The organism is Enterobacter sp. JS8-1 (assembly GCF_049187015.1).
GTDB classification, from domain to species: Bacteria; Pseudomonadota; Gammaproteobacteria; order Enterobacterales; family Enterobacteriaceae; genus Enterobacter; species Enterobacter mori.
The window spans coordinates 3,048,212-3,073,272 of record NZ_CP185805.1 but is presented as its reverse complement, the minus strand read 5'-3'; the positions used below and the strand labels follow the sequence as shown (position 1 = coordinate 3,073,272).

Sequence of the window (25,061 nt, the reverse complement as noted above, 5' to 3'; positions counted from 1 at the left end):
CGAATCTCACATTATCAGGGGTGTAAAAATGGAAACTACCAAGCCTTCGTTCCAGGATGTTCTGGAATTCGTCCGCCTGTTCCGCCGCAAAAACAAACTGCAGCGTGAAATCCAGGACGTTGAGAAGAAGATCCGTGACAACCAGAAACGTGTTCTGCTGCTCGACAACCTGAGCGACTACATCAAGCCAGGCATGAGCGTTGAAGCTATTCAGGGCATCATCGCCAGCATGAAGAGCGATTACGAAGACCGTGTTGATGACTACATCATCAAAAATGCTGAGCTGTCCAAAGAGCGTCGCGACATCTCCAAGAAGCTGAAAGTGATGGGCGAAATCAAAAACGCTGAAGCAAAAAGCGAGTAATCGCTGCGAATTGTGAAAAAGGCTCTCTGGTGACAGAGAGCCTTTTTTATTACGCAGAGCGTGGCTGTAGCTGATAAATCCAGGCCTTAACCTGTTTACCCTCAAGGGTGGTCACTATGACCTCAACCCGATCGTAGCCGTCTTCAAACTCATCCAACATTTGCCAGTGTGCGGCAAGGTTATAAGAGATAAACAGATAGCCTTCGACGCGGGGGCCGTCCGGGTGGAGCACAATCCCCGGGAAATCCGCTGCAGCGCCCCAGCCGCGTTCGTAAAACGTGCCGGATACGAAGCCAGCGAGCCATTCACCGCCAATGTTTTCAAGAATATGCGCGTTAGAGTGACCGGGGCGTAGTGTGCCGTAAACAAACAGTGCGTCCATTTATCCTCACCGGAAAAGCAAAAAGCCCGCTCGAAAGCAGGCTTTTCTAAATGTGGCTCCTCTGACTGGACTCGAACCAGTGACATACGGATTAACAGTCCGCCGTTCTACCGACTGAACTACAGAGGAATCGTTGTGGAGGCTTATCTTAGCGGCGAAAAAAGTTTTGTCAAACCTGATCTTAGGGAAAATCGACTGACTGCTGATTCTGTCGTCAGTTTGTTGTAAATCCAAACATCTTTTTTATGGAAATACTTTGCAGGATAGCCATTTCTCCCCCATCATTTGAAATGGAGTTTCAACTTTTCTCGCTAAGGTCCATTTTGAACGTCACTGCCCCCTTACGCCAGGCGATCATGCGCACGCCCTGGTATGCAAAACGTAAAAGTTATCGTGTTCTGTTCTGGCGTGAAATCACCCCCCTTGCTGTGCCTATTTTCCTGGAGAATACCTGCGTACTGCTGATGGGCGTGCTAAGTACGTTCCTGGTCAGTTGGTTGGGCAAAGAGGCGATGGCAGGGGTAGGGCTGGCGGACAGCTTTAACATGGTGGTGATGTCTTTCTTTGCCGCCATCGATCTGGGTACAACGGTCGTCGTTGCCTTTAGTCTGGGGAAACTTGATCCGAAGCGTGCGCGCGAGGCGGCACGCCAGTCGCTGATGATCATGACCATCTTTTCGATCGTTCTGGCGGCGGTTATCCATTACTACGGCAAAGAGATTATTGATATTGTCGCGGGTGAGGCGACCAGTGAGGTAAAAGACCTTGCGCTGACATACCTGGAAATGACGGTGTTAAGCTATCCGGCGGCGGCTATTGCCCTGATTGGTAGCGGTGCGCTGCGCGGGGCGGGCAATACCAAAATTCCGCTGCTGATCAACGGCGGAATGAATATCCTGAACATTATCATCAGTAGCGTACTGATTTACGGGGTCTTTACCTGGGACGGTCTGGGGTTTGTTGGTGCTGGCCTTGGCCTGACTATTTCACGTTACATTGGCGCGGCAGCGATTATCGGCGTGCTGATGACGGGGATCACCCCATCGCTGCGCCTCACGCTGAAAAGCTATTTCAGGCCGTTTAACTTTGCCATTATCTGGGAAGTGATGGGCATCGGTATTCCGGCCAGCATTGAGTCGGTGCTGTTCAACGGCGGCAAGCTGCTCACGCAGATGTTTGTGGCCGGTATGGGAACGGATGTTATCGCCGGTAACTTTATCGCCTTCTCCATCGCCTCGCTGATTAACCTGCCGGGCAACGCCCTTGGTTCCGCCTCCACGATTATCACCGGCAAACGGCTCGGGAAAGGGCAGATAGGGCAGGCGGAGCGTCAGCTCCGGCATGTCTTCTGGCTATCGACCATTGGGCTGACAATGATCGCATGGGGAACCGCGCCTTTTGCCGGGTTGATGGCCTCGTTCTATACCCACGAAAACGATGTTAAAGAGGTGGTTAAGATCCTGATTTGGCTCAACGCCGCGTTTATGCCGATCTGGGCCGCGTCCTGGGTGTTGCCCGCTGGCTTAAAGGGCGCGCGTGATGCCCGGTTTGCCATGTGGGTATCCATGCTCGGGATGTGGGGGTGCCGCGTGGTGGCGGGTTATACGCTGGGGATTATGCTGGGAATGGGCGTTGTAGGGGTCTGGCTGGGTATGTTCCTGGACTGGGCTGTACGCGGTGCACTGTTCTACTGGCGCATGGTAAGTGGGCGTTGGTTATGGAAATATCCACGGAAGAATGCCTGACAAATGCGCGAAATGGAGAATAAATCGGCAAACGAACGGAAATCTGCATTCTGCCTTTGACATCATCGGGGAGCATCGATAATATGCGCCCCGTTCACACGATTCCTCTGTAGTTCAGTCGGTAGAACGGCGGACTGTTAATCCGTATGTCACTGGTTCGAGTCCAGTCAGAGGAGCCAAATTTGAAAAGCCTGCTTTTAAAGCAGGCTTTTTGCTTTTCTGCGCAAGGTAAATGCAAAACGGCAACCGAGTTGCCGTTTTTAGTGTGTGCACCCTCTCCCGTGGGAGAGGGCTGGGGTGAGGGCACCAGCCCGCACAATGCACTATCCGTTCATACGAATCGGGGCGGTCGCTTCTTCCAGCCACGGACGCGCATCGCTATCCACCAGCAGTGACAATGCCTCCCGTACCTGCTGATGATATTCATCCAGCCACTGCTTTTCCTGCTCGCTCAACAGATGCAATTCCACCTGGCTTAGGTCAATCGGGATCAGCGTCAGCGAGGCAAATTTGCAGAATCCCGGGCGGCTTTCCACAATCTCTACCTGATTTTCAATGCGAATGCCGTGGCTATCGCCCAGATAGTAGCCTGGTTCGATGGTCATGATATTCCCCGCCACCAGCGGCCACGGGTTGACCTTTTTGGCGATGCGATGTGGGTTTTCATGGATCAGCAGCTGATGCCCCACGCCGTGCCCGGTACCGTGATCGTAATCCAGCCCCATCTCCCACAGCGGACGACGGGCGAAGGCATCCAGCTGATGTCCCTGAGTCCCTGAAGGGAACTGCAGGGTAATGAGCGACAGGAAGCCTCTCAGCACGGCGGTATAGTGCAGGCGCTGCTGCGGATCGACTTTACCCCACGCCAGCGTGCGCGTGGCATCGGTGGTGCCGTTGTGGTACTGGCCACCGGAATCATTCAGATAAAAATGGTCATGTCCGATGGACTTGTTACTGGCTTCGCTTGAGTGGTAATGGCACATTGCCGCATTGCTCGACGACGCGGAAATGGTCGCAAAACTCTGCTCAATAAAACCGGGCTGTTGCCTGCGGAACGCCAGCTGTTGTGCCTGTACCTCCAGTTCGGTCAACGGTTTCCCTGCCGCCACGCGTCGTGGAACTTCCCGACTCAGCCAGGCAAGAAAATTAACCCACGCAGCACCGTCCTGATGATGGCATTCGCGATAGCCCGCCAGCTCCATCGGGTTTTTCGTGGCTTTCATCAGGGTGATGGGATCGGTCTGCCAGACGATCTCTCCCTGCGGCTCGATGGCAAAGCGCAGTGCAACAGGCGCAGAATCTGCATCGACCAGCACCCGTTTGCCCGCAGCCTGCTGCTGGCAGCGTTCAATAAACGCCCTCTGCGGGGCGAGAGTGAAAGCATCACGCACGGGAGCCGGCAACGCGGTGAGCTTCGCATCGTCAACAAACCACTCCACGCTACCATCACGGCTGAGCAGGGCGAAGGAGAGAGGAACCGGGCTAAAGGGGATATCTGATCCACGCACGTTCAGCAGCCAGGCGATATTGTCCGGCAGCGTCACGGCGAGGAAATCAGCATTGTGTTCTGCCAGCACGGCGGCAACATGCTGACGTTTTTCTGCGCTGCTTTCACCGCTGACCTCAACGGGCATTTCGCGGATAATCCCCGCAGGCGCCGCTGGGCGGTCAGTCCACAGCGTGTCAAACGGCGAGGCCTTCAGAGGCACCAGCTCGCACGGCGTGGCAGACAGCTGCTCAAACTCTGAATTTGTCATCAGCATCGCGTCAAAGCCAATGCGCGTCCCTGCCTCCACGTTTTTCGCCAGCCACTCAGCCAGCGGTTCGTTGTGAAGATGGTGGATCTCAATCTCGTCCATATTGACCTGAACGCGGGCCTGAACCTGATAACGTCCATCGACGAAGAGTAGCGCTTTGTCTTTCAGCACCAGAGCCAGACCGGCCGAGCCGTCAAAGCCCGTCAGCCAGGCCAGCTTTTCGTCGTACGGGGCGCAGTATTCGCTTTGCCAGGCATCCGCACGCGGAACGATCATTCCGTCGAGATGACTGGCTTCAAGCCAGTGGCGCAGGGCAGAGAGCGGTGATGTGGTGTGCATGGTTTTTCCTTGTTATTAGCGGAACGGCGGCTCGTTGAAGGTACGCAGCTTGCGTGAATGCAGCTTGTCGCCCTCCGCGCGAAGTAAATCAATCGCACGAATACCGATCTGCAGATGCTCAGAGATAGCCCCTTCGTAAAAACGGTTGGCCTGGCCCGGCAGCTTGATTTCGCCGTGCAGCGGCTTATCGGAGACGCACAGCAGCGTGCCGTAAGGGACGCGGAAGCGATATCCCTGCGCGGCAATGGTGGCGCTCTCCATATCAATCGCCACCGCGCGGCTCAGGTTGAAACGCAGCGCGGAGGCAGAGTAGCGCAGCTCCCAGTTGCGATCATCGGTAGTGACGACGGTGCCGGTACGCAGGCGCTGCTTAACCTCTTCACCCGGCATACCGCTGACCTCTTTGGTGGCGTCATAGAGCGCGCGCTGTACTTCGGCGATGCTTGGGATCGGGATGTCCGGCGGCAGTACCGCGTCCAGCACGTGGTCATCACGCAGATAGGCGTGGGCCAGCACGTAATCGCCAATCAACTGGCTTTCGCGCAGGCCGCCGCAGTGGCCAATCATCAGCCATACGTCCGGACGCAGGACCGCCAGATGGTCGCAGATGGTTTTGGCGTTTGACGGGCCCACGCCGATGTTGATCAGCGTAATGCCCTGTCCGTCGGCGGTGATCAGGTGCCACGCGGGCATCTGGTGTTTTTTCCACGCCAGGTCGGAGATAGCCTGCTCGGGCGCTTCGGTCTCCGCGGTGATCCAGATCCCGCCCGCGCAGGAAAGGGCGATGTAAGGGCTATCCGGATCGAGAATTTGGCTACAGCCCCAGCGGACAAACTCATCCACGTAGCGGGTGTAGTTGGTGAACAGCACAAACGGCTGAAAGTGCTCCGCAGGCGTGCCGGTGTAGTGACGCAGGCGCGCCAGGGAGAAGTCCACGCGGCGAGCATCAAAGTGCGACAGGGGAGAAAATTCAGCCGGGTGATAGATGCCGTCAGCCGTCTCATCGCCAATCTGGGAAAGCTCGGTGGTCGGGAAGTGGCGCGTCAGCCCCGCGCTCATGGAACGATCCAGCGTCAGCGCCGAGCCGTCTATCACGTACGGATAAGGGATTTCGTGCAGCGAAGGCTCCACAGAAATGTGCGCGCCGTAATCCTGATACAGCAGCGTCAGCTGTTCCTCAAGATAGGGGCGGAACAGCGCAGGGCGGGTGACGGTGGTGCTGTAACAGCCGGAGTGGGTAAAGCGCGCGTAGGCACGGGTTTTGGGATTACTGCTGGCACTGCCGTCCCAGGTAACAGAGAGCGACGGATAAACAAAAAGGCCCTGAGTTCTGGCCTTTTCATCGGGAAGTTTCCCTGATTCGATGTATTCACTGATGGCGCTGCGCAGCGCGTTGACGGACTGTTCATACAGCGCGTCGAGTTTTTCCAGCGCCTGAGCCGGGGTCAGGCTGGAGCCCTTATTATTCATCTCTGTCTCCTTGTTCCACAGGTGTGTGACTCTACCCGATAGTATGTCACACGCCCGTGAAACAAAAGTGAGATCAGGTGTGGCGCGGCTCTTTCATAAACAGCGCCGTGGCGGCAGAGAGCAGGCAACCCGCCAGCAAATAAATCGCCACGCTGTGCCAGTTTCCGCCAGAGAAAGTCACCAGCGCGGCGGCAATAAACGGCGTAAACCCGCCACCGACTACGCTTGCCACCTGATAGCCCACGCCCGCGCCGCTGTAGCGGTAGCTTGCGCCAAACAGCTCGGTGAACATCGGCTGCTGCACGCACACCACCATGTCGTGAGCGATGTTGGCGAGCATGATGGCGAAGAAGACAATCCAGAAGATCGACTGTGCCTCCAGCGCCATAAAGAACGGCCAGGCGCTGAGGGTGCCAATCAGCGCCCCGGTAATATAGACGCGACGGCGACCAAACCGGTCCGCCAGCCAGGCGAAGCAGGGGATAGTCAGGCAGCTTATCCCACCGACCAGCAGGCCGATATTGAGGAACAGCTCGCGGGGAAGTCCGAGGTTCTGCGTCGAGTAGTTCAGCGCAAACGCGGTGACGATATACATCGTCAGCAGTTCACAGAGGCGCAGGGCGATAATTTTCAGAAAAGCGCCAGGATGCTGAACCAGCGCTTCCATCACCGGCAGCCGTTTTTTAGCGACCGGTTTTTCCCGCTGCTGCTGTTCGAATTCCGCGGACTCTTCCATCCCGTTGCGGATCCACAGCGCGGCGATGACCAGCACAATGCTGAAGATGAACGGAATGCGCCAGCCCCAGCTCAGGAACTGCTCGTCGGTGGTGAGCTGGCTGATTAAGGAGACCAGCCCGGTGGAGAGCAGCAGGCCGACGCCATAACCCACCTGCACGCCGCTGCTGTAAAAGGCTTTCCTGTGCTTCGGCGCACTCTCGACGGACAGCAGCGCCGCGCCACCCCATTCACCGCCTACGGCGAAGCCCTGGATGGCGCGCAGGGTGACCAGCAGTACCGGCGCCCACCAGCCGATGGAGGCAAACGAGGGGAGAATACCGATAAGCGCAGTGGCGATCCCCATCATCCAGACGGTGAGCATCAGCATGCGCTTGCGGCCGAGGCGGTCGCCAAAGTGGCCGAAAATCACCCCGCCCAGCGGGCGAAACAGAAAGCCGACGCCGAAGGTGGCAAACGCCGCAAGCGTGCCCATCGCGGGGCTGACCTGGGGAAAGAATTCGCGGTTAAACACCAGGGCGGCAGTGATGCCGTAGAGCAGAAAATCATACCAGTCGACGACGGCACCCGCGAAGCTGCCTAAGGCTGCGCGGCGGGCACGGTTGAGCGAAGGTGTCTCCTCGTTGGGACGTTCGGAGATGAGGGTGGAGTCCATAGTTGTCCTGTCTGTACTGATTTTTAATTATTGGTATAAGAAAAGGTCACTCACATTGCGTCCGTCATATAAACGGAACCTATGAGACTACCGCGACAAAACGCCTGAGAAAACGTTTTTATCTTTCCGGAAGGCGCTGAATAAATAAATTTCATCTACCCCTGCCTTGAGATAAATCAGTCTGTTTGGCTCCGGTTAGTGCTGAATGGATTACAGTAATAGAAACCGCTGCGTGACTTAAGCTGAGGGAAAAACGATGCAACGCACCTTTTCGGCCATATGGATTGTCCTGTTTTTATTCGCTGCACCGCTTCATGCAGAGCAGAAAGTCTATGGAGAACAGCGGATTATCGGCTGGTGGAATACGCTGACGGAGGATATCTCCCGGACCTGGGAAGAGCCTCAACGTTACGATTTGTACCTGCCGTTCCTGAGCTGGCACGCTCGCTTTATGTACGACAAAGAAAAAACGGACAATTACAATGAAATGCCGTGGGGCGGCGGGTTGGGCGTTTCCCGCTATAACGAAGAGGGCAACTGGAGCGCGCTCTTTGCGATGATGTTCAAGGACTCCCACAACGAATGGCAGCCCGCGATGGGCTATGGCTGGGAGAAGGGCTGGTATCTGGATAATGCGAAGGATTTCCGCCTGGGGCTCGGTGCTGCAGCGGGCATCACGGCGCGAGATGATTTTGCCAACTACGTGCCGCTACCGTTCATCTTCCCGCTGTTTTCGGCCGGGTATAAGCGCGTTACCGTCCAGTTCACCTATATTCCAGGTACCTACAATAACGGCAACGTGCTCTTTGCCTGGCTGCGCTTAGGCTTTTAAAGGGTAATCACCTTTTTTGCCACGGCGTTAGACAATACCAGCATGGAGAAGAGAACAGAGGTGACGAACGTGAGCACAATCAGCGAAAGCTTTATGCCGAGGGAGGTCACCGGTATCAGCGCCGTCAGCAGGTGAAATACCGAGTAGTGCACAATATACACGCCGGTCATCGTTTTGCTGATGGCGGCCAGAACTGACTCTTTGAATTCGGCGTTGCGACGAAAGCGCACGCCGTTCGCCGCAATCACCAGCGCGATGATCAAAATGTAAATTTGAGAGCCGGTGAGAATAAAGGCATTTCTGTCCGCCTTGAACAGCGCGAAGAAGAAGTGGCGCTCGTAAAACCAGGTAAAGAGATAGATAAACGGGATGGCGACAACCGCCGCCCTGACGACATTTTTGCGGCTAATCCACTCGGCAATTTTCGGGTCGCAGAAGAGTTGCCCCGTCAGATAAAACAGCAGCCATGTCCACAGCCGATACTGTGGTGACAGGGAAAAGATGTGTTTTTCAGGATAAAGCGCCGAGAGCAGATCGTATCCGTAGGAAAAGAGCAGCAGGGCGGCAATCGCCCCGCAGAATAGCGCTCGCCGCTGGCTGAGCCACTCCACCGCCGGATGGAAGGTGTAAATCACGACAAAGGCGAACACGAACCAGGGCTGGATTAAATACCCGCGCTGATAGGGCTCCCACAGGTAGTAGATCGTTATCCAGAACAGAAAAACAATCACCAGACTTTTAATTTTACCCAGCTGCCAGCGGGTGCCGTGCCGGGATTGTCCGTCGAGATAGCCCGAAACCACAAAAAACAGCGGCGTGGCGATGGTCGAGATAAAAGTTAAAAACCCCAGGATCCAGTGATAGTCATAATCATAATGATCCCAGGTATTGTAAATGGTAAAGAAGGTCACCGCCGTCATACAGCCCAGCGTCTTGATAATGTTCAGCCCTGTCGCATTCATTGTTATTTGGCTTCGTCCTTACGATGGAAACACGCATAGATCACCGGGAGTACCAGCAGCGTCAGGATTGTAGCAAACCCCAGTCCAAACATAATCACAACGGCCATGCTCTGGAAGAAAACGTCCAGCAGTAGCGGAGCCAGGCCAAGAACTGTCGTAAACGCAGTGAGCAGGATAGGGCGCAGGCGCGAGGTGGCGGCGTACACGATCGCCTCGTGCTGATCCTTTTGCGTTTTCTGCTGTTCGATCTCTTCCACCAGCACGATGCCGTTGCGGATGAGCATTCCGCTCAGGCTCAGCAGGCCAATCAGCGCCATAAAGCCAAAGGGAATGCCGGTAATTAAAAATCCCGGCGTCACGCCGATCAGCGCCAGCGGTACGGTCAGCCAGATGGCGACGGCATTTTTTACCGAGCTGAACATTAGCACCGTAATGACAAACATCACCAGATACCCGAGAGGTAGCGTAGTGAACAACCCCTGCTGCGCTTCACTGGAGTTTTCCGCGTCGCCTCCCCACTCAATGCTGTAGCCGTGTGGAAGGGGAAGGGCATCTACCTGCGGCTTCACGCGGGCGAGGATATCGCCGGAGGTTTGCTGGCTTAGCGGGTCCGGGTCCGTCTGAACCGTCAGCACCCGCGAGCGATCGCGTCGAAGGATGAGCGGATCTTCCCACTCCAGCGAGAAGCGGCTGACGACGTTACTCAGCGGGATATACTGCTGCCGCGTCTGGCTCCACACCAGCACGTTGTTCAGGTGATTGGCGTCCAGCCGTTCGCTCTCAGGCGGGCGCACCACCACGGGCAGCAGGTCGCTGCCTTCCCGGTACAGCCCCGCCCGGCTGCCGGAGAAGTTCATCTCCAGCGCGTTGTCGACGTCCTGTTTATCTACGCCAAGCTCGCGGCCCAGGGCGGCAACGTACTGTGGGCGGATCACCTTGCTGCGGTTTTGCCAGTCGTTCCTGACGCTGCCCGTGGCCGGGTCGCGGGTGAGGATGTCGTCCACCTGGCTGGCAATCAGGCGCAGCCGGTCAGGATCGGGACCTTTAATGCGCACCTCAATGGCGCTGTCGCCGGAGGGGCCAAACATCACTCGCTTGGTGCTGGCGTTGACCTGCGGATAGTTTCGCGCGATGTACTCGTCCACGTGGCGCGTCAGGGCAGAGATGTTGCGCTGGTCGTCCATGCGCACCATGATCTGCGCATAGTTACTGTACTGCCGCTGTCCGCTGTAGGTCAGAATAAAGCGCATACTTCCCTGACCAATGGTCGAGACGGTGGTTTCTACGCCCGGCTGGCCGTTAATGGTTTTTTCGATATCGCCGGTCATTTTCTCGGTCCATTTAATATCGGTGCCGTAGGGTAGCCAGAGGTCGACAAAGAAAATCGGCGTATTAGACGACGGGAAAAAGTTTTGCCGTACGCCACCAAAACCCCAGACAGACGCTGCCAGCAGCGCAGCCATCACAATGAGCGTCGGTGCCTTATGGTGCAGCAGCGTGTTAAGCAGGCGCTGGTAGGCGCGGTAGAGTCGTTTATCGTAAGGATCTGACTCATCGGTTTTATCGGGGATGTTGTCGTTTTTAAACAACCACCACTTAATTAGCACCGGGGTGAGGGTGAGCGCCGAAAACCAGCTTAGCATCAGGGAAATCAGCAGCACCTGGAACAGGGATTTACAGTATTCTCCGGTGGAATCCTGCGACAGCCCGATAGGGGCAAACGCCAGGATGGCAATCACCGTCGCCCCCAGCAGCGGCAGGGCGGAGCGGCGGATGATGTAGTTCACGGCGGCCAGCAGAGGCGAGCCCTGCTGTCGGGCAATCAACACCCCTTCGACAATCACGATGGCGTTATCCACCAGCATGCTGAGGGCGATAATCAGCGCCCCGAGCGAGATGCGCTGCAGCTCAATGCCCCACAGATACATAATCAGCAGCGTGCCGAGCACGTTGAGCGCGAGAGAAAACGCAATGATGATCCCGCTGCGTACGCCCATAAAGATCAGCAGTACGCCGATGACAATTGCCAGCGCCATCAGGAAGTTAATAATAAAACCGTTAACAGAGTGGCCCACTTCGGCTGCCTGATCGTAAAACAGGTCTATCTGTATGCCTGCCGGTTTTTCCGCCGACATCTGGTTTAGCTTCGCCTCCAGCGCGTGGCCCACGTCGATCACGTTCACGCCGGGAATAAACGAGACGCCCATGGTGACGGCTTTTTTGCCGTTGGCATGGTAGAGACTGGCGGGCGATTCGTTTAGCCCGCGCGACAACGTGGCGATATCCCGCAGACGCGTCGCCGCCCCGGTGCCGGAAGGCGTGATGATGATATCCGCCAGTTCATCAAGATTCTCGAACTCACCGGTCGGGTGCAGGCGAATGGATTCGGTGCCGGAGGTGATTTCTCCTGCGCTGGAAACGACGTTAAGTCTGCTGAGCAGGACGGAAAGCTGGTTCAGCGTAATGCCGCGCGCGGCCATTTTGGTCAGGGAGATATCGATGTTGACCTGTTGGCTAATGGCCCCGCCGATGGCAACCTTCGCGACGCCGGGGATCAGAATCAACTCCCGGCGCAGCTGCTCCGCATATCTCACCAGTTCAGGATTACTGAATTCATCTCCGGAAATGGCGAAGAAGAAGCCGAACACATCGCCAAAATCGTCATTCACAAAGGGCGTGATGACGCCGGGCGGAAACTGACGCGAGGCATCGCCCACGCGGCGGCGAAGTTCATCCCAAATCTGCGGCAGTTCGTTCGAGTGATAGCGTGAAGCGATGTTAACAGTGATTTGCGACAGACCGTTTGACGAGATGGAGCTCACGTTGTCCAGATAAGGCAGCTGCTGCAGGGCATTCTCCAGCGGAAGCGTCACCTCTTCTTCAACCTGCTGAGCGGATGCGCCGGAATAGTGGGTGACCACCACGGCGGTTTTGATGGTAAAGGCGGGATCTTCCAGCCTGCCGATATTCAACAGGGCGAAAATACCGCCGATGCCCAGCAGCAGAATCGTTAGCCAGACGCGAACAGGGTTATTAATAAATTGACGAGAGATATCCATTACAGTCCCCGTTCACGCGTCCAGATACGCACCGGCTGGTTAGCGTGGAGCTCCCCAACGCCTGCGGCCACCACGCGCTCGCCCGCCTTAAGCCCGCTGGTGATTACCACGCCTTCGGTACTGACTTGCCCCACGCTGACCTTGCGGTCTTCAAGATGGAGGGTGTCACCTTCTCCCGTTACGACCCAGACGTGCGGCTCATTGCGCGGGCTGTTGTCCGGGTTAAAGACTGCCTCAACCGGTACGACGAGCGCCTGAGCACCCGCACCGGCCGGGAGGTTGGTTAAATTGATGGTCACCGTACCGCTTACGCCACCGACGGCGGGAAAATCATCGGGTCGCGGCATGGTGAGTATCACCTGCCAGGTCAGGGTATTGCTGTCGCTGCTGCCCGAATGCTCTTTGTAGACGGCGGTAAATTCCCGATCCGGAAGGGCGTTAATTTTCACCACGGGGCGATACTGCGCGTTGCGAATATCAAAGGTCTTAAACAGGTTTTCAGGAATGCTGAACACCACGTCCAGCAGATCGGTACGGGTTAACGTCGCGATGGGCTGACCGGCGGACACCACCTGATGGTTTCGCACGTGCACGCTGGCTGCCGTCCCGCTGAAGGGCGCAACGAGCGTCATCTGATTTAGCTCTTCCCGGGCAATCTGCAGCGCCGCATTCGCCGAATCGCGGTTCGCACGCTGCACGTCCATCTCGGCTTTTGAAATGGCCTGTCGTCCTGCCAGCGTCTGGAAGCGGTCGAACTGCCTCTGGGCCAGCGTCGCCGCCGTTTGTCTGTCGTTAACCCGCTGCTGGGCTTCACGGGCGTTCAGTCTGGCAAGCTGTTGCCCCTGTTTGATGGCAGCACCCTGGCGTACATCGAGCGCTTCAATTTGCCCTGCGCGCTTGAAGGAAAGGTCTGTGGCATCGCCCGATTCAATGCGGGCGGGGAAAACCCGCTGCTGGGCGTGGCCGGGAACCGTCACCTCCGCCACTTTTACCATTCTGGGCAGGGGGGAGGCTTGCTTCGGTTTCGGGTCGCACGCCGTGAGCGTTAACAAAACGAACGGTAAAAGAGAGAGGTAGCGGTTCACTGTATTCCCCTAATAAATAACTGTTTTATTTATTCCATAACCTGGACAGGGGGTGACACTATTCTGCCAGAACAGTGACGACCATATAGGTAAATAAACCAATCGCCGTACTGGCGATAATGGCGAGTGCAATAAACATACCCAGGCGGATCAGGCTTAAACCATACATACATTCCTCCATGAGCCGGGAGCGGTGGCTGACTATGAGCATAGTCGGCGAAAACATAAATGTTAAATAACCATTATCAGTGGGGAAGCGCTAAACCTGATATTCCTGTGCTACGTTTAATATTATTCATCTCTTTTTACCGTAACTGGCATTAAGGGCAACCCCCTGCATTTAATGCGTTTTTTTGCTTCATTCACTCTCGTGTTGGTTATAAAAAGGATGCTCGATATGTATAAAAACATTCTCGTTCCGGTGGATGTCTACGAGACAAGCCTGGCGGATAAAGCGTTGCAGCATGCACAGTTTCTGGCGCAAAGCGCATCGGGTGACATTCATTTTCTGCACGTCATGCCCAAGTTTTCAGCCGAACTGACGCGTGGTTTTATTTCAGATGCGCGCAAAATGGATGAATATATGATTAATAATTCGAAAGAAAAGCTGTCTGACCTGGTCAAAAAATTGAATCTGCCAGAAGCGCGTGTTCATCTCCATGTCCGTAGCGGGAATGTTCGTGATGAGGTTATAAAGCTGGCGGATGAACTGGCTGTCGGCGCGATTATTGTCGGCTCGCGAAATCCCAATATTCAAACCCATTTGTTAGGATCAGAGGCGGCAAGTATTGTTCGTTACGCACATGTTCCTGTTTTCGTTATTCGTTAATTACAGAGAAGCAAGGTGATTTCTGAATAGAACCTGAGGAAGGAACGATGAAAACAGGAAAACCTGAACGTCCGTATTATCAACAAACCGTTGACGAAACCCTGTCGAATATCCACTCCACCCTGGAAGGCCTTAGCGGCACTGAGGCATCAGCCCGACTTCAGCAGCACGGTGAGAATGCGTTACCGCAAAAAAAGGGCAAACCCGCCTGGCTGCGCTTCCTGGCGCATTTTAACGACGTTTTGATTTACGTTCTGCTGGTGGCCGCGTTGCTTAAGCTCTTTATGGGCCACTGGGTAGACATGTTTGTGATCCTTGGGGTTGCCATCATTAACGCGCTGATTGGCCATATCCAGGAGAGCAATGCTGAAAAATCGTTGCAGAGCATTCGCAATATGCTCTCCAGCGAAGCCGTGGTGGTACGGCAGGGGAATCATGAAACGATCCCCACCACGGCGCTGGTCCCGGGGGATATCGTGGTGATCCGTGCCGGGGATCGTATCCCTGCGGATCTGCGCGTGATTGAAGCGCACAACCTGCGCGTGGAGGAGGCCATCCTGACCGGCGAATCCACCGTTGTTGAGAAAAACAGCGATGCGTTAAGCGGGGAACTGCCTTTAGGTGACCGGTATAATCTGCTCTACTCAGGTACCACCGTTAGCTCCGGCGGCGGTAAAGGCGTGGTGGTAGCAACCGGGGGCGAGACCGAGCTGGGTCACATCAATCAGATGATGTCCGACATTGAAAAGCACCGCACGCCGCTGATGGTGCAGATGGATAAGCTCGGTAAGACTATCTTCATCACTATCCTGGTGATGATGGTGGCGCTGTTTGTCTTTAGTCTCCTGTTCCGGGATATGCCGGTTTCTGAACTGGTGCTGTCGCTTATCAGCCTCGCCGTTGCCGCCGTGCCGGAAGGCCTGCCGGCCATCATTTCCATCATCCTTTCGCTTGGCGTACAGGCCATGGCGCGTCGCAAGGCCATCATTCGCAAGCTGCCCACGGTGGAAACGCTGGGGGCGATGACGGTTATCTGCTCGGATAAAACCGGCACCCTGACGATGAATGAAATGACGGTCAAAGCGGTGATTACCGCTGACACGACCTATCGCGTGGAGGGCGACAGCTACGAGCCGGTGGGGAATATTCACCCCGTAGATGACCCAACGCCCGTCAGCGTGACGCAGGGTTCCCTGCTGGAACGCTACCTGCGCACCATTGACCTCTGTAATGACAGCCAGCTGATCAAAGACGAGCAGGGGCTGTGGAAAATCACCGGGGGCCCAACCGAGGGCGCGCTGAAGGTGCTGGCGGCGAAAATCCCGCTCCCACCGCTCGATACCGAAATGCGCAGTAAAATCCCGTTTGATTCGCAGTATAAATACATGTCCACGCTGTACCGGCTGGGCGATGAAGAGGTGATTTTAATCACTGGCGCGCCGGACGTCCTGTTCCGCCTCTGCCAGTACCAGCAGACGAATGACGGACTGCAGCCGTTCGATCAGCCTTACTGGGAAGGGAAGATTGAAGAGTATGCCCGGGAAGGGCTGCGCATGGTGGCGGCGGCCTGGAAACCTGCCCGCGAGGGGCAACGCGAGCTGGATCACCCGGACCTGCATGATGGCGTGATCCTGCTGGGTATTGCAGGAATGATGGATCCGCCGCGTCCGGAGGCCATTACCGCCATTGCCGACTGTCTGCAGGCCGGGATCCGCGTGAAAATGATTACCGGCGACCACCCGCAAACGGCAATGAGCATTGGGCAAATGTTGGGGATAGGTAACGCCGCAAGCGCTATCACCGGACGTGAGCTGGAGGCGATGGACGATCGTCAACTGAGCGACGCCGCCCAGCAGTACGATATTTTCGCCCGAACCAGCCCGGAGGATAAATTCCGCCTTGTGCAGGCTCTGCAAAGTAAACAGGAAGTCGTGGGCATGACCGGGGATGGCGTAAATGATGCCCCAGCGCTCAAGCGGGCGGATGTGGGTATCGCCATGGGGATTAAGGGGACGGAAGTCACCAAGGAAGCCGCCGACATGGTGTTAACGGATGACAACTTTGCCACCATTGCCCGCGCGGTGCACGAGGGACGTCGGGTTTACGATAACCTGAAAAAGACCATTCTGTTCGTTATCCCCAGCAACATCGCGCAGGCTCTGCTGATCATCATCGCGCTGCTGGCGGGGAACCTGATCCCGCTAACGCCGGTCCTGATCCTGTGGATGAACATGGCGACGTCGGCCACGCTGTCGTTTGGCCTGGCGTTTGAAGCGGGTGAGAAAAACATCATGAACCGGCCACCGCGCAAGGCGAATCTCCATGTGATGGACGGCTATGCCATCTGGCGCGTGGTGTTTGTCGGTCTGATGATTGCCATCAGCGCCTTCGTGCTGGAAGCCTGGCTACAGCCGCGCGGCTATTCGGCGGAATTTATCCGCACCGTGCTGCTGCAAACCTTGGTCACCGCGCAGTGGTTCTACATGCTCAACTGTCGCGTGAATGACGGCTTTTCGCTGAGCAAAGGCCTGCTGGCGAACAAAGGGATTTGGATCGTGAGCGGCGTACTGCTGGCGCTACAGCTTCTTATTATCTACGCACCCTTCATGCAGATGCTGTTTGGCACTGAAGCGCTGCCGTTCCGCTATTGGGTCATCACCTTGCTGATTGGTTTTGTGATGTTCCTTATTGTCGAGGCGGAGAAAGTGTTGACGCGCAGGTGGCGCAAAACTGAGGCGTGATAGCGTAAACTGAGAAAGCCTGCCTGAGCCCGGGCTTTCTCTTTTTATGAGCACAGGAAACTATGATTCGACTTATCTGGTTCGTCCTTACGCTGTGCGCCGCTGTTCCCGGTGCGTTTGCCGTCACCTATCCACTTCCGCCGGAAGGCAGTCGTCTGGTGGGAACCCCGATTATCATCACCGTTCCCGAAGGCAACACGCTGCCTCTGGAAGCCTTTGCCACGCAGTACGGGCAGGGGCTGAGCAACCTGCTTGAAGCAAACCCGGGCGTGGATCCTTTTTTGCCCAAATCCGGCACCCGTCTGGTAATACCTCAGCAGCTGATTTTGCCTGACACCGTCCGCGAGGGGATCATCGTAAATGCGGCGGAAATGCGCCTCTACTACTATCCGCCTGGCGGCAACACCGTAGAAGTGCTGCCCATCGGCATTGGTCAGGCCGGACGCGAAACGCCGCGTAACTGGGTGACGGCCGTTGAGCGTAAGCAGGAGGGGCCAACCTGGTCTCCGACGCCGAATACGCGCCGCGCCTATGCGGCAGAGGGGAAAACCCTGCCGGCGTTCGTGCCCGCCGGGCCGGATAACCCGATGGGGCTGTATGCGATTTATATCGGCAGGCTCTATGCCATTCACGGCACAAACTCGAATTTCGGCATCGGGCTGCGGGTGAGCCAGGGCTGCATTCGTCTGCGTAATAACGACATCAAATACCTTTTCGATAATGTTCCCGTAGGAACCCGCGTGCAGCTTATCGACAGGCCCGTTAAAACCACCACCGAGCCGGACGGCAGCCGCTGGGTTGAGGTTCATGAGCCATTATCACGTAACCGCGCGGAATTTGAGTCAACACGGAAAGTGCCTCTGCCCATTTCAGGCGCACAGCGGACGCAGCTGATAAACGAGGGGGCGGGAGCAGAACTGGAACGGCGGTCGGGGATGCCGGTTAAAATTGGCATGTGAGTTGATTTTCGCCGGGTGGCGGCTTCGCCTTACCCGGCCTACGATTCGAGGTTTTTGTAGGTCGGGTAAGGCGAAGCCGCCACCCGACAATTTCACCCGCCGCAGAAAAGCAAAAAGCCTGCTTTAAAAGCAGGCTTTTTAAATTTGGCTCCTCTGACTGGACTCGAACCAGTGACATACGGATTAACAGTCCGCCGTTCTACCGACTGAACTACAGAGGAATCGTGTGAACGGGGCGCATATTATCGACCTGCGTTCGCCTTGTCAAAGGATGGATCAATACCTTTTGATCGTTTGCTGACAAAATCAGCAAAGTGGCGCTTTTGCCAACGTAATGCACCGTCATGGTGCAAACATACCTCTAATGGGGCAGATCATAAACCGCTGTTTCAGTCATTAAACCCCCATCCATGATTAGCTTTCCTTATTTTCAGCCGCTTAGGAACAAATCAGACCTCTTCGCAAAACTGGCATTCATATTGCAAAACCAGTTCAACAACGACAGCCGGTTCCGGCACAGTTTTTTGAACAGGGGGCAAAATGAACTTAAGACGACTGAAATACTTCGTAAAAATCGTCGATATCGGCAGCCTGACTCAAGCGGCAGAAGTGCTGCATATCGCGCAGCCTGCGCTGAGCCAGCAGGTGGCTACGCTGGAAGGCGAGATGGACCAGCAATTACTGATCCGCACCAAGCGCGGCGTAACGCCAACAGAAGCAGGTAAAATTTTGTATACCCATGCCCGCACGATTCTGCGTCAGTGTGAACAGGCGCAGCTGGCGGTGAACAATGTCGGCCAGACCCTGAGCGGGCACGTTTCCATTGGTTTAGCGCCAGGAACCGCGGCATCGTCTATCACCATGCCACTGCTGCAGGCCGTTCGCGCTGAGCTGCCTGAAGTGCTGGTCTATCTGCACGAAAACAGCGGTTCCGTTCTGAATGACAAACTGCTCAACGGCCAGCTGGATATGGCCGTCCTTTACGATCGCTCTCCCGTCGCCGGGATCACCAGCCAGCCGCTGCTGAAAGAAGATCTTTATCTGGTCGGCACCCGCGACTGCCCGGGTCAGAGCGTTGATTTAACCGCCGTGGCCGAGATGAATCTCTTCCTGCCGCGCGATTACAGCGCGGTGCGCGTGCGCGTGGATGAAGCGTTCTCCCTGCGTCGCCTGACGGCCAAAATTATTGGCGAAATTGATTCTATTTCTACGCTGACCGCAGCAATTGCCAGCGGAATGGGAGTAACGGTCCTGCCGGAGTCCGCCGCCCGCTCGCTGTGCAGTGCGGCAAACGGCTGGATGGCGCGCATCACCACGCCTTCAATGAGCCTGCCGCTGTCGCTAAACATGTCCGCACGCGGATCGCTGTCGCCGCAGGCGCAGGCGGTAAAAGAGATTTTGATGTCGCTGGTCAGCAAGCCGTCGCTTGAGAACCGTGAACTCCAGCTCGTGAGTTGATATTCCATAAAAGCATAAGATGCTGGTTTTTATTATTTGTTCTGCAGCTCAGCTGACTCTAAGAATAGAGCTATGTCAGATGCGCCGGAGTGAATCGTGAATTTCCAGCAACTTAAAATTATCCGTGAGGCGGCCAGGCGGGACTACAACCTGACCGAAGTCGCTAACATGCTTTATACATCCCAGTCGGGCGTCAGCCGCCATATTCGCGAGCTGGAAGAGGAACTGGGAATAGAGATTTTTATCCGTCGTGGCAAGCGTCTGCTTGGGATGACGGAGCCGGGCAAGGCATTGCTGACCATCGCTGAGCGGATCCTCAACGAGGCCAGCAATGTGCGTCGTCTGGCGGATCTCTTCACCAATGACGCCTCGGGCGTGCTCACCATCGCCACTACCCACACGCAGGCGCGCTACAGCCTGCCGCCGGTGATTAAAGCCTTCCGCGAACTTTTCCCGGATGTCCGTCTGGAGCTTATTCAGGGCACGCCGCAGGAAATTGAAGTGCTGCTGCAAAACGGCGGGGCAGATATCGGCATCGCCAGCGAGCGTCTGAGCAACGATCCGCTGCTGGTGGCCTTCCCGTGGTTCCGCTGGTACCACAGTTTATTACTCCCGGTCGATCATCCGCTGAATCAGGTCTCTCCCCTGACGCTGGAAGACATTGCGAAATGGCCGCTGATCACTTACCGCCAGGGCATTACCGGACGCTCGCGCATTGATGAAGCCTTCAACCGCAAAGGGCTCACGCCGGACGTGGTGCTGAGCGCGCAGGACTCCGATGTGATCAAAACTTACGTCGAGCTGGGTCTGGGTATAGGCCTGGTGGCGGAACAGTCCAGCGGGGAACGCGAAGACGGGAACCTCGTGCGTCTTGATACGCGTCACCTGTTTGACGCCAATACCGTCTGGCTTGGGCTGAAGCGCGGACAGCTGCAGCGCAACTATGTCTGGCGCTTTATCGAGCTGTGCAACGCCGGGCTGTCGGTGGACGAGATTAAACGTCAGGTGATGGAGCCGGAAGAAGTGGCGATTGATTACCAGATCTAGCTGCTGGCTTGCCCGGTAGCGCTGCGTTGGCCGGGCTCGTCGCTCAGTTGAAAGGATAGTTTTTAGAGAGGGAATAGCGCGATGGGAAGAACCCTTGAGCAGCTTATAAAGAATGATGGACAACGTCGCTTGTTTCTCCGCCCGATCTGGCACCTGTAAAGTGTCTTTGTGTTCACCGGACAGATTTCGCCCCATTACAAAGGTACAATCATGACAACACGCGAAGCCGTTTTCCCCTTCGGACGGCAGGCGCTCTATGATCGTAATCGGTACTCACCTGCCATCAAATCTAACGGCTTCCCACGGGTCTTGATATGACAGAGGAAAATTAATGAAAGCAGCGGCTTATGACGTGGAAGGCGCTCCCGACGTCCTGCAATATATTGATGTCCCGGATCCGGTTGCAGGGCCTGATGACGTCCTGATTTCTGTCGAGGCAATCTCGATTGAAGGGGGAGATCTGATCAACCGGCGTTCAACTCCGCCACCTCTTCCTTCGTGGATCGTCGGCTACGCGGCCGCGGGCACAGTGGTTGCCGTCGGTTCGAAAGTCCGTCATCGCAGGGTTGGAGACAGAGTGACTGCGTTTAGCATGCAGGGATCGCATGCGGAACGCTGGGCTGTGCCTGCGGAACGAACCTGGCTTATACCGGATGGGGTGGATGCAGCAGACGCGGCGGTGGTACCGATTTCTTTTGGAACCGCGCATCATTGCCTTTTCACACGAGGCATGCTTCGGCACGGAGAAACCGTCCTGATTCAGGCGGCAGCAGGGGGCGTGGGGCTCGCGGCCGTTCAGCTTGCCTCACAAGCAGGCGCGACGGTTATCGCCGTGGCAAGCGGAACGCAGCGAAGAAGTCGGTTGCTTGAATTGGGTGCCGATTATGTCGTGGATCGTGTAGAGGACAACATCGTGGACAGTGTCCGAGAGTACACTCGTGGCGCCGGTGTTGACCTCGTCATCGATCCGGTAGGGACGACGTTACCTGTTTCGCTTTCCGCACTCGCTCCGCAAGGACGTCTCGTCTTCGTCGGTAATGCGGGCGGTGGCAGTCTGACTGTCGACTTGTGGCCGCCAATGCAGTCTAACCAGACCCTCATGGGGGTATTCATGGGGCCCCTTTTTGAAAGGCCCGGCGTTCGGACAAGCGTGGACGACATCTTGCAGGCTGTGGCAGAAGGGCGCATCAGGGTTGTCATTGACCGCGTCTTCCCCCTGGCTAACGCCGCCGCGGCCCATGAATACGCTGAGACAGCGAAACCGCTTGGCCGCATCGTTATGAAGCCGTGAGAGAGGGGGACCTCAACCTGGCCCCCACACAGCGCCGATCCGGAAGCCGCCTCGCATTTCGTCTATCCGATCCGCCATAATCCTTTGAACCGCAAAAACAGTTTTCTATTATCAGCCTTCTTGGTTACGCACTTCGTTCCCACCTGCACCGTCCTTCGATGGATAACGGCATTCTGCAAACTTCATTACGAAAAGGAAATCACCATGAATCTGATGAATAATTGCGCACCTCTCGCCATGAATGTTATATTAAAATATAATATTCGGAGGTGCACTATGTATACAACTCGCCTGAAAAAGGTTGGCGGATCCATTATGCTGGCGGTTCCTCCCGCCGTGCTGAAAACGCTGGAGCTGTCGACGGACAGCGAAGTCGGTATGACCATTAATAATGGGTGCCTGATTATTGAACCCCAGAAACGGCCTCATTATTCGCTTGAGGAGCTGCTGGCGCAGTGCGATCCGCACGCTGAAATGAGCGAAGAGGAGCGGGAATGGATTGATGCGCCTGCGGTAGGCAAGGAGATCCTGTAAATGGACAGAGGGGAAATCTGGCTTGTTTCACTGGATCCGATTGCTGGCCACGAGCAAAGTGGAAAACGTCCGGTACTCATCGTATCGAAGGCATCGTTTAACAAGCTGACCCGGCTACCTGTGGTGGTTCCCGTCACCAGCGGCGGAAACTTTGCTCGCACTGCAGGTTTCACCGTTTCACTGGAAGGGGCGGGGACAAAAACAACGGGCGTTATTCGCTGCGACCAGCCCAGAACCATTGATATGGCTGCCCGGAACGGAATGCGGCTGGAACGCATACCTGACGCCGTTGTAAATGAGGTGCTTGCCAGGCTGGATGCGATTCTGAATTAACATCAGAGACGCAGAAAAGCAAAAAGCCTGCTTTAAAAGCAGGCTTTTCAAATTTGGCTCCTCTGACTGGACTCGAACCAGTGACATACGGATTAACAGTCCGCCGTTCTACCGACTGAACTACAGAGGAATCGTGTGAACGGGGCGAATATTATCGACCTGCGTTCACCTTGTCAAAGGGGGAAAGTAAACTTTTCGTTCGTTTGCCGACAATTTCAGCAAATCGCTGATTTTATAGCAAATTCGCGTTGAAATTACACAGCAATATGCGCCGCCCGCAGGCGGCGCGCAGGATCAGAACAGTACGGAGTAGTTCAGACCAAAGGTACGTCCGCGACCTTTATAGGTATACAGGCCCGGTGCGCCGTAGGTTGGGCTATACAGCCCCGGCGCGCGCTGGCCCCAGGCGGTGGTGTAGTCTTTGTCCAGCAGGTTTTCCACGCTGAAGCTGACCTTGCCCACCGGCAGGGCGTAGCTGCCCAGGAAATCAATGGTGTTATAGCCATCGATCTTCTTACCGTCGGCGTCAGATACGTCAAAGGTCTGCGTGCTCTGCACGCGCAGCGCCCAGTCGCCCGGAGCCCAGTTAACCCATGCGCTTGCCTTCGACGGGCTGGCGCTGTCGACCGTCAGCTTCTCCCATTTTCCGTTTTCACGCGTCTCAGACTTAATGGCGTTAAAGTTCGCGCCGGTGCTCCAGTCGCTGTCGGTGAAGAAGTAGTCCACCTGGCCTTCGACCCCGTAAATACGACGTTTATCGTCTTCGAGGTTGATGGTCATGTCACTCTTGTTGATAGTGATGGTTTTATCGGAAAGCGAGTAGTACGCCGCGACCTGCGTGCGCAGGTTGTCGCCGGTGAAACGCCAGCCCAGCTCGTAGGCGTTGACCTTGATCCCGTCCAGAGTCGAGTCGTTCACGTTCACGCTGTTCAGCAGGCGATAGTGGCCGTCGACGAGTTGGTAGGTGCCAGAGCCGTAGTATTTCGCCAGGTCCGGAATTTCGAAGCCTTGCGAGAAGTTAAACCACAGCTGCTGCTGTTCGGTCAGGCGACCGAGTATCCCGGCGTTAAACAGGAAGTTGTTGTAATCCGTTTTCCCGCCCGGCACCGCGTCGGCGGAGGTGGCTTTCCCGTTAGCGATGGCCTGCTGCTGGGCGTAACCAACAAAGTCATCCACCTTGTTTTCAGTGTACTGGTAGCGCACGCCGCCGCTCAGGGTGATGGCATCAATGTCATAGCTGGCCTGCAGGAACGGAGCGAAGTTGGTAATGCTGTAACCCGGATAACGGCCCACGTTGTAGGCATTTTCCAGATCCATACCGCCGCTCGCCGCCGCTTTACTCAGATCGAAGAACTGCTGGTTGGCATCGAAGGTTTCATGGTCGGCATCGACACCCCAGGTGAGGGTCAAATCATCCACCGGCTTGCTGTTCAGCGTCAGCTTGCCGCCGTAAAAGTCGGTTTTCTGCTGGGATGCGCCAATGCTGGTTACCGCGCCTTTGCTCAGCGTCGGGAACGGGTAGTAGGTCAGGCTCTCATCGCGATAGTAAATCTGCGCGACCAGGTCCTGGCCCCAGAAATCGGTATTCGAGTACTGCAGGTTAATCAGGTGGCGCTCGGTACCGGGGATACGATCGGAGTTGAGGTTGTCTTTGTTGTAGGCTTTTGCATCGCCCGTCACCGCCGAGAAGTTCTCGCCGAGGAACAGACCGTGCTTCCCGTCGGACTCGCTCTTGTAGTACTGCGTGGTGAGCTGCAGCTGCTGATGATCGTCAATGTTAATGGTACCCGTGCCCATCACGTCAATACGGTCGGAATACTGCAGGCCGGTCTGGGTGTTATCGATAATCACCTCGTCGCCGTTGCCGTCATACCAGCCGCCGTAGCGCTGATACGACACCGACAGACGACCGGAGGCCTTATCGTTGCCGCCGCTGACGGCTGCCGACACGTTCTCATCATGATCGTTGTGGCTGTTAAACCCGCTCTTTGTCCCGGTCTGGAACTCCACTTCGGTATCCGGCTGGCCCTTTTTGGTGACGATGTTCACCAGGCCGCCGGTGCTGCCGCCGCCGTAGAGCGAGGTGGCACCGGAGATCACTTCGATACGATCGATATTGAACGGATCGATAGAGTCGAGCTGGCGGCTGTCGCTGCGTGACGAGTTCAGACGCACGCCGTCCACCATCACCATCATCGAACGACCGCGCAGGTTCATGCCGTAGTTGGTGCGCCCCTGGCTGCTGACGTCCATGCCCGGGATCAGCTGGGCCAGCACTTCTTTAATCTCTTTTCCGCCCTGAACCTGCTGCTCAATTTCAGCCCGTTCAATGACCCAGGTGGTCTGCGCCATTTCAGCCACGCTGCGGTGTGCGCGGCTGGCAGAGACCACGATATCTTCTTCCTTTTGTTCTTCCGCCCACGCAGAGGTAGAAAGCATTGCAAGCAAGCAAGGATTTAAAACCCAAAGATGAGAACGTTTCAT

19 protein-coding genes, 4 tRNA genes and 1 pseudogene are annotated in these 25,061 nt (G+C 56.0%); 13 read left to right on the top strand and 11 right to left on the bottom strand.

Annotated features, from left to right (window positions below; genetic code table 11):
* The first annotated feature begins 28 nt into the window (after positions 1-28).
* Positions 29-364, top strand: a complete 336-nt coding sequence (locus ACOQH0_RS14680; protein ID WP_010432067.1) for a DUF496 family protein — start codon at positions 29-31, stop codon at positions 362-364.
* Between the two features lie 49 nt (positions 365-413).
* On the opposite strand, the gene ACOQH0_RS14675 is transcribed toward ACOQH0_RS14680, so the two are convergent.
* On the bottom strand, positions 414-746 hold the full coding sequence (locus tag ACOQH0_RS14675) for a gamma-glutamylcyclotransferase family protein (RefSeq protein WP_421510700.1): 333 nt from the start codon (positions 744-746) through the stop codon (positions 414-416).
* A gap of 53 nt (positions 747-799) precedes the next feature.
* Positions 800-875, bottom strand: a tRNA-Asn gene (locus tag ACOQH0_RS14670).
* A gap of 161 nt (positions 876-1,036) precedes the next feature.
* On the opposite strand from ACOQH0_RS14670, the gene emmdR reads away from it, so the two are divergent.
* Both emmdR and ACOQH0_RS14660 read left to right on the top strand, forming a co-directional pair.
* Positions 1,037-2,491, top strand: coding sequence for a multidrug efflux MATE transporter EmmdR (gene emmdR, locus ACOQH0_RS14665; protein WP_421510699.1), 1,455 nt, complete (start codon positions 1,037-1,039; stop codon positions 2,489-2,491).
* A 103-nt stretch (positions 2,492-2,594) separates the two neighbouring features.
* Positions 2,595-2,670, top strand: a tRNA-Asn gene (locus tag ACOQH0_RS14660).
* Between the two features lie 144 nt (positions 2,671-2,814).
* Here the strand turns inward: ACOQH0_RS14660 and ACOQH0_RS14655 are convergent.
* From ACOQH0_RS14655 to shiA, 3 genes are all read right to left on the bottom strand, one after another.
* Positions 2,815-4,587, bottom strand: a complete 1,773-nt coding sequence (locus tag ACOQH0_RS14655) for an aminopeptidase P family protein (RefSeq protein ID WP_421510698.1) — start codon at positions 4,585-4,587, stop codon at positions 2,815-2,817.
* Between the two features lie 15 nt (positions 4,588-4,602).
* Positions 4,603-6,057, bottom strand: coding sequence for an AMP nucleosidase (locus tag ACOQH0_RS14650; RefSeq protein ID WP_010432073.1), 1,455 nt, complete (start codon positions 6,055-6,057; stop codon positions 4,603-4,605).
* A gap of 73 nt (positions 6,058-6,130) precedes the next feature.
* Positions 6,131-7,447, bottom strand: a complete 1,317-nt coding sequence (shiA, locus tag ACOQH0_RS14645) for a shikimate transporter (RefSeq protein WP_010432076.1) — start codon at positions 7,445-7,447, stop codon at positions 6,131-6,133.
* A gap of 256 nt (positions 7,448-7,703) precedes the next feature.
* On the opposite strand from shiA, the gene pagP reads away from it, so the two are divergent.
* Positions 7,704-8,279: a lipid IV(A) palmitoyltransferase PagP gene (pagP, locus tag ACOQH0_RS14640; RefSeq protein WP_421510697.1), complete on the top strand. Its 576-nt coding sequence runs from the start codon at positions 7,704-7,706 to the stop codon at positions 8,277-8,279.
* On the opposite strand, the gene ACOQH0_RS14635 is transcribed toward pagP, so the two are convergent.
* From ACOQH0_RS14635 to ACOQH0_RS14625, 3 genes are read right to left on the bottom strand one after another with little or no spacing between them, the layout of a single operon-like run.
* The gene (locus ACOQH0_RS14635) at positions 8,276-9,241 is read right to left on the bottom strand and encodes an acyltransferase (protein ID WP_421510696.1); all 966 of its coding nucleotides are present in this window, start codon (positions 9,239-9,241) and stop codon (positions 8,276-8,278) included. The two genes, pagP and ACOQH0_RS14635, sit on opposite strands and share 4 nt — an antisense overlap.
* Before the next feature lie 2 nt (positions 9,242-9,243).
* Entirely contained in the window at positions 9,244-12,300 is a 3,057-nt protein-coding gene (locus ACOQH0_RS14630) for an efflux RND transporter permease subunit (protein ID WP_421510695.1), read from the bottom strand.
* Positions 12,300-13,385, bottom strand: coding sequence for an efflux RND transporter periplasmic adaptor subunit (locus ACOQH0_RS14625; protein WP_185870027.1), 1,086 nt, complete (start codon positions 13,383-13,385; stop codon positions 12,300-12,302). Before ACOQH0_RS14625 ends, ACOQH0_RS14630 begins: the two co-directional genes overlap by 1 nt.
* A gap of 397 nt (positions 13,386-13,782) precedes the next feature.
* Here ACOQH0_RS14625 and ACOQH0_RS14620 point away from each other — a divergent pair, with 397 nt between their 5' ends.
* From ACOQH0_RS14620 to ldtA, 3 genes are all read left to right on the top strand, one after another.
* Complete coding sequence (locus ACOQH0_RS14620) at positions 13,783-14,214, top strand: universal stress protein (RefSeq protein ID WP_421510694.1); 432 nt, start codon at positions 13,783-13,785, stop codon at positions 14,212-14,214.
* Between the two features lie 47 nt (positions 14,215-14,261).
* Positions 14,262-16,955 (top strand): cation-transporting P-type ATPase, encoded by a 2,694-nt coding sequence (locus ACOQH0_RS14615; RefSeq protein ID WP_126546511.1) that lies wholly within the window; start codon positions 14,262-14,264, stop codon positions 16,953-16,955.
* A 62-nt stretch (positions 16,956-17,017) separates the two neighbouring features.
* On the top strand, positions 17,018-17,914 hold the full coding sequence (gene ldtA / locus ACOQH0_RS14610) for a L,D-transpeptidase (protein WP_421510693.1): 897 nt from the start codon (positions 17,018-17,020) through the stop codon (positions 17,912-17,914).
* 145 nt (positions 17,915-18,059) lie between these two features.
* On the opposite strand, the gene ACOQH0_RS14605 is transcribed toward ldtA, so the two are convergent.
* A tRNA-Asn gene (locus tag ACOQH0_RS14605) sits at positions 18,060-18,135 on the bottom strand.
* A 319-nt stretch (positions 18,136-18,454) separates the two neighbouring features.
* Between ACOQH0_RS14605 and nac the strand changes: the two genes are divergently transcribed.
* The 6 genes and pseudogenes from nac to ACOQH0_RS14575 all read left to right on the top strand — a co-directional run bounded on the left by nac (position 18,455) and on the right by ACOQH0_RS14575 (position 22,577).
* The gene (gene nac, locus ACOQH0_RS14600; protein ID WP_010432103.1) at positions 18,455-19,372 is read left to right on the top strand and encodes a nitrogen assimilation transcriptional regulator NAC; all 918 of its coding nucleotides are present in this window, start codon (positions 18,455-18,457) and stop codon (positions 19,370-19,372) included.
* A gap of 96 nt (positions 19,373-19,468) precedes the next feature.
* Complete coding sequence (cbl, locus tag ACOQH0_RS14595) at positions 19,469-20,419, top strand: HTH-type transcriptional regulator Cbl (protein WP_010432106.1); 951 nt, start codon at positions 19,469-19,471, stop codon at positions 20,417-20,419.
* Positions 20,420-20,629: 210 nt separating this feature from the next.
* Positions 20,630-20,719 (top strand): annotated as a pseudogene (locus ACOQH0_RS14590) (RidA family protein); the annotation flags it as partial.
* A 31-nt stretch (positions 20,720-20,750) separates the two neighbouring features.
* On the top strand, positions 20,751-21,710 hold the full coding sequence (locus tag ACOQH0_RS14585) for a quinone oxidoreductase family protein (RefSeq protein WP_421510692.1): 960 nt from the start codon (positions 20,751-20,753) through the stop codon (positions 21,708-21,710).
* A 276-nt stretch (positions 21,711-21,986) separates the two neighbouring features.
* Positions 21,987-22,244: an antitoxin gene (locus ACOQH0_RS14580; RefSeq protein ID WP_045286302.1), complete on the top strand. Its 258-nt coding sequence runs from the start codon at positions 21,987-21,989 to the stop codon at positions 22,242-22,244.
* Positions 22,245-22,577, top strand: a complete 333-nt coding sequence (locus ACOQH0_RS14575; protein ID WP_089600503.1) for a type II toxin-antitoxin system PemK/MazF family toxin — start codon at positions 22,245-22,247, stop codon at positions 22,575-22,577.
* 54 nt (positions 22,578-22,631) lie between these two features.
* On the opposite strand, the gene ACOQH0_RS14570 is transcribed toward ACOQH0_RS14575, so the two are convergent.
* Positions 22,632-22,707, bottom strand: a tRNA-Asn gene (locus ACOQH0_RS14570).
* 164 nt (positions 22,708-22,871) lie between these two features.
* The gene (locus ACOQH0_RS14565) at positions 22,872-25,061 is read right to left on the bottom strand and encodes a TonB-dependent siderophore receptor (protein ID WP_421510691.1); all 2,190 of its coding nucleotides are present in this window, start codon (positions 25,059-25,061) and stop codon (positions 22,872-22,874) included.

What these genes read in the sequence shown, in the direction of transcription:
- ldtA (WP_421510693.1), top strand. Translation starts at nt 17,018, where the DNA reads ATGATTCGACTTATCTGGTTCGTCCTTACGCTGTGCGCCGCTGTTCCC.
- ACOQH0_RS14580 (WP_045286302.1), top strand. Translation starts at nt 21,987, where the DNA reads ATGTATACAACTCGCCTGAAAAAGGTTGGCGGATCCATTATGCTGGCG.
- ACOQH0_RS14630 (WP_421510695.1), bottom strand. Translation starts at nt 12,300, where the DNA reads ATGGATATCTCTCGTCAATTTATTAATAACCCTGTTCGCGTCTGGCTA.
- nac (WP_010432103.1), top strand. Translation starts at nt 18,455, where the DNA reads ATGAACTTAAGACGACTGAAATACTTCGTAAAAATCGTCGATATCGGC.
- emmdR (WP_421510699.1), top strand. Translation starts at nt 1,037, where the DNA reads ATGGAGTTTCAACTTTTCTCGCTAAGGTCCATTTTGAACGTCACTGCC.
- ACOQH0_RS14615 (WP_126546511.1), top strand. Translation starts at nt 14,262, where the DNA reads ATGAAAACAGGAAAACCTGAACGTCCGTATTATCAACAAACCGTTGAC.
- ACOQH0_RS14585 (WP_421510692.1), top strand. Translation starts at nt 20,751, where the DNA reads ATGAAAGCAGCGGCTTATGACGTGGAAGGCGCTCCCGACGTCCTGCAA.
- ACOQH0_RS14675 (WP_421510700.1), bottom strand. Translation starts at nt 746, where the DNA reads ATGGACGCACTGTTTGTTTACGGCACACTACGCCCCGGTCACTCTAAC.
- ACOQH0_RS14655 (WP_421510698.1), bottom strand. Translation starts at nt 4,587, where the DNA reads ATGCACACCACATCACCGCTCTCTGCCCTGCGCCACTGGCTTGAAGCC.
- shiA (WP_010432076.1), bottom strand. Translation starts at nt 7,447, where the DNA reads ATGGACTCCACCCTCATCTCCGAACGTCCCAACGAGGAGACACCTTCG.
- ACOQH0_RS14565 (WP_421510691.1), bottom strand. Translation starts at nt 25,061, where the DNA reads ATGAAACGTTCTCATCTTTGGGTTTTAAATCCTTGCTTGCTTGCAATG.
- ACOQH0_RS14635 (WP_421510696.1), bottom strand. Translation starts at nt 9,241, where the DNA reads ATGAATGCGACAGGGCTGAACATTATCAAGACGCTGGGCTGTATGACG.
- ACOQH0_RS14575 (WP_089600503.1), top strand. Translation starts at nt 22,245, where the DNA reads ATGGACAGAGGGGAAATCTGGCTTGTTTCACTGGATCCGATTGCTGGC.
- ACOQH0_RS14680 (WP_010432067.1), top strand. Translation starts at nt 29, where the DNA reads ATGGAAACTACCAAGCCTTCGTTCCAGGATGTTCTGGAATTCGTCCGC.
- pagP (WP_421510697.1), top strand. Translation starts at nt 7,704, where the DNA reads ATGCAACGCACCTTTTCGGCCATATGGATTGTCCTGTTTTTATTCGCT.
- ACOQH0_RS14620 (WP_421510694.1), top strand. Translation starts at nt 13,783, where the DNA reads ATGTATAAAAACATTCTCGTTCCGGTGGATGTCTACGAGACAAGCCTG.
- ACOQH0_RS14650 (WP_010432073.1), bottom strand. Translation starts at nt 6,057, where the DNA reads ATGAATAATAAGGGCTCCAGCCTGACCCCGGCTCAGGCGCTGGAAAAA.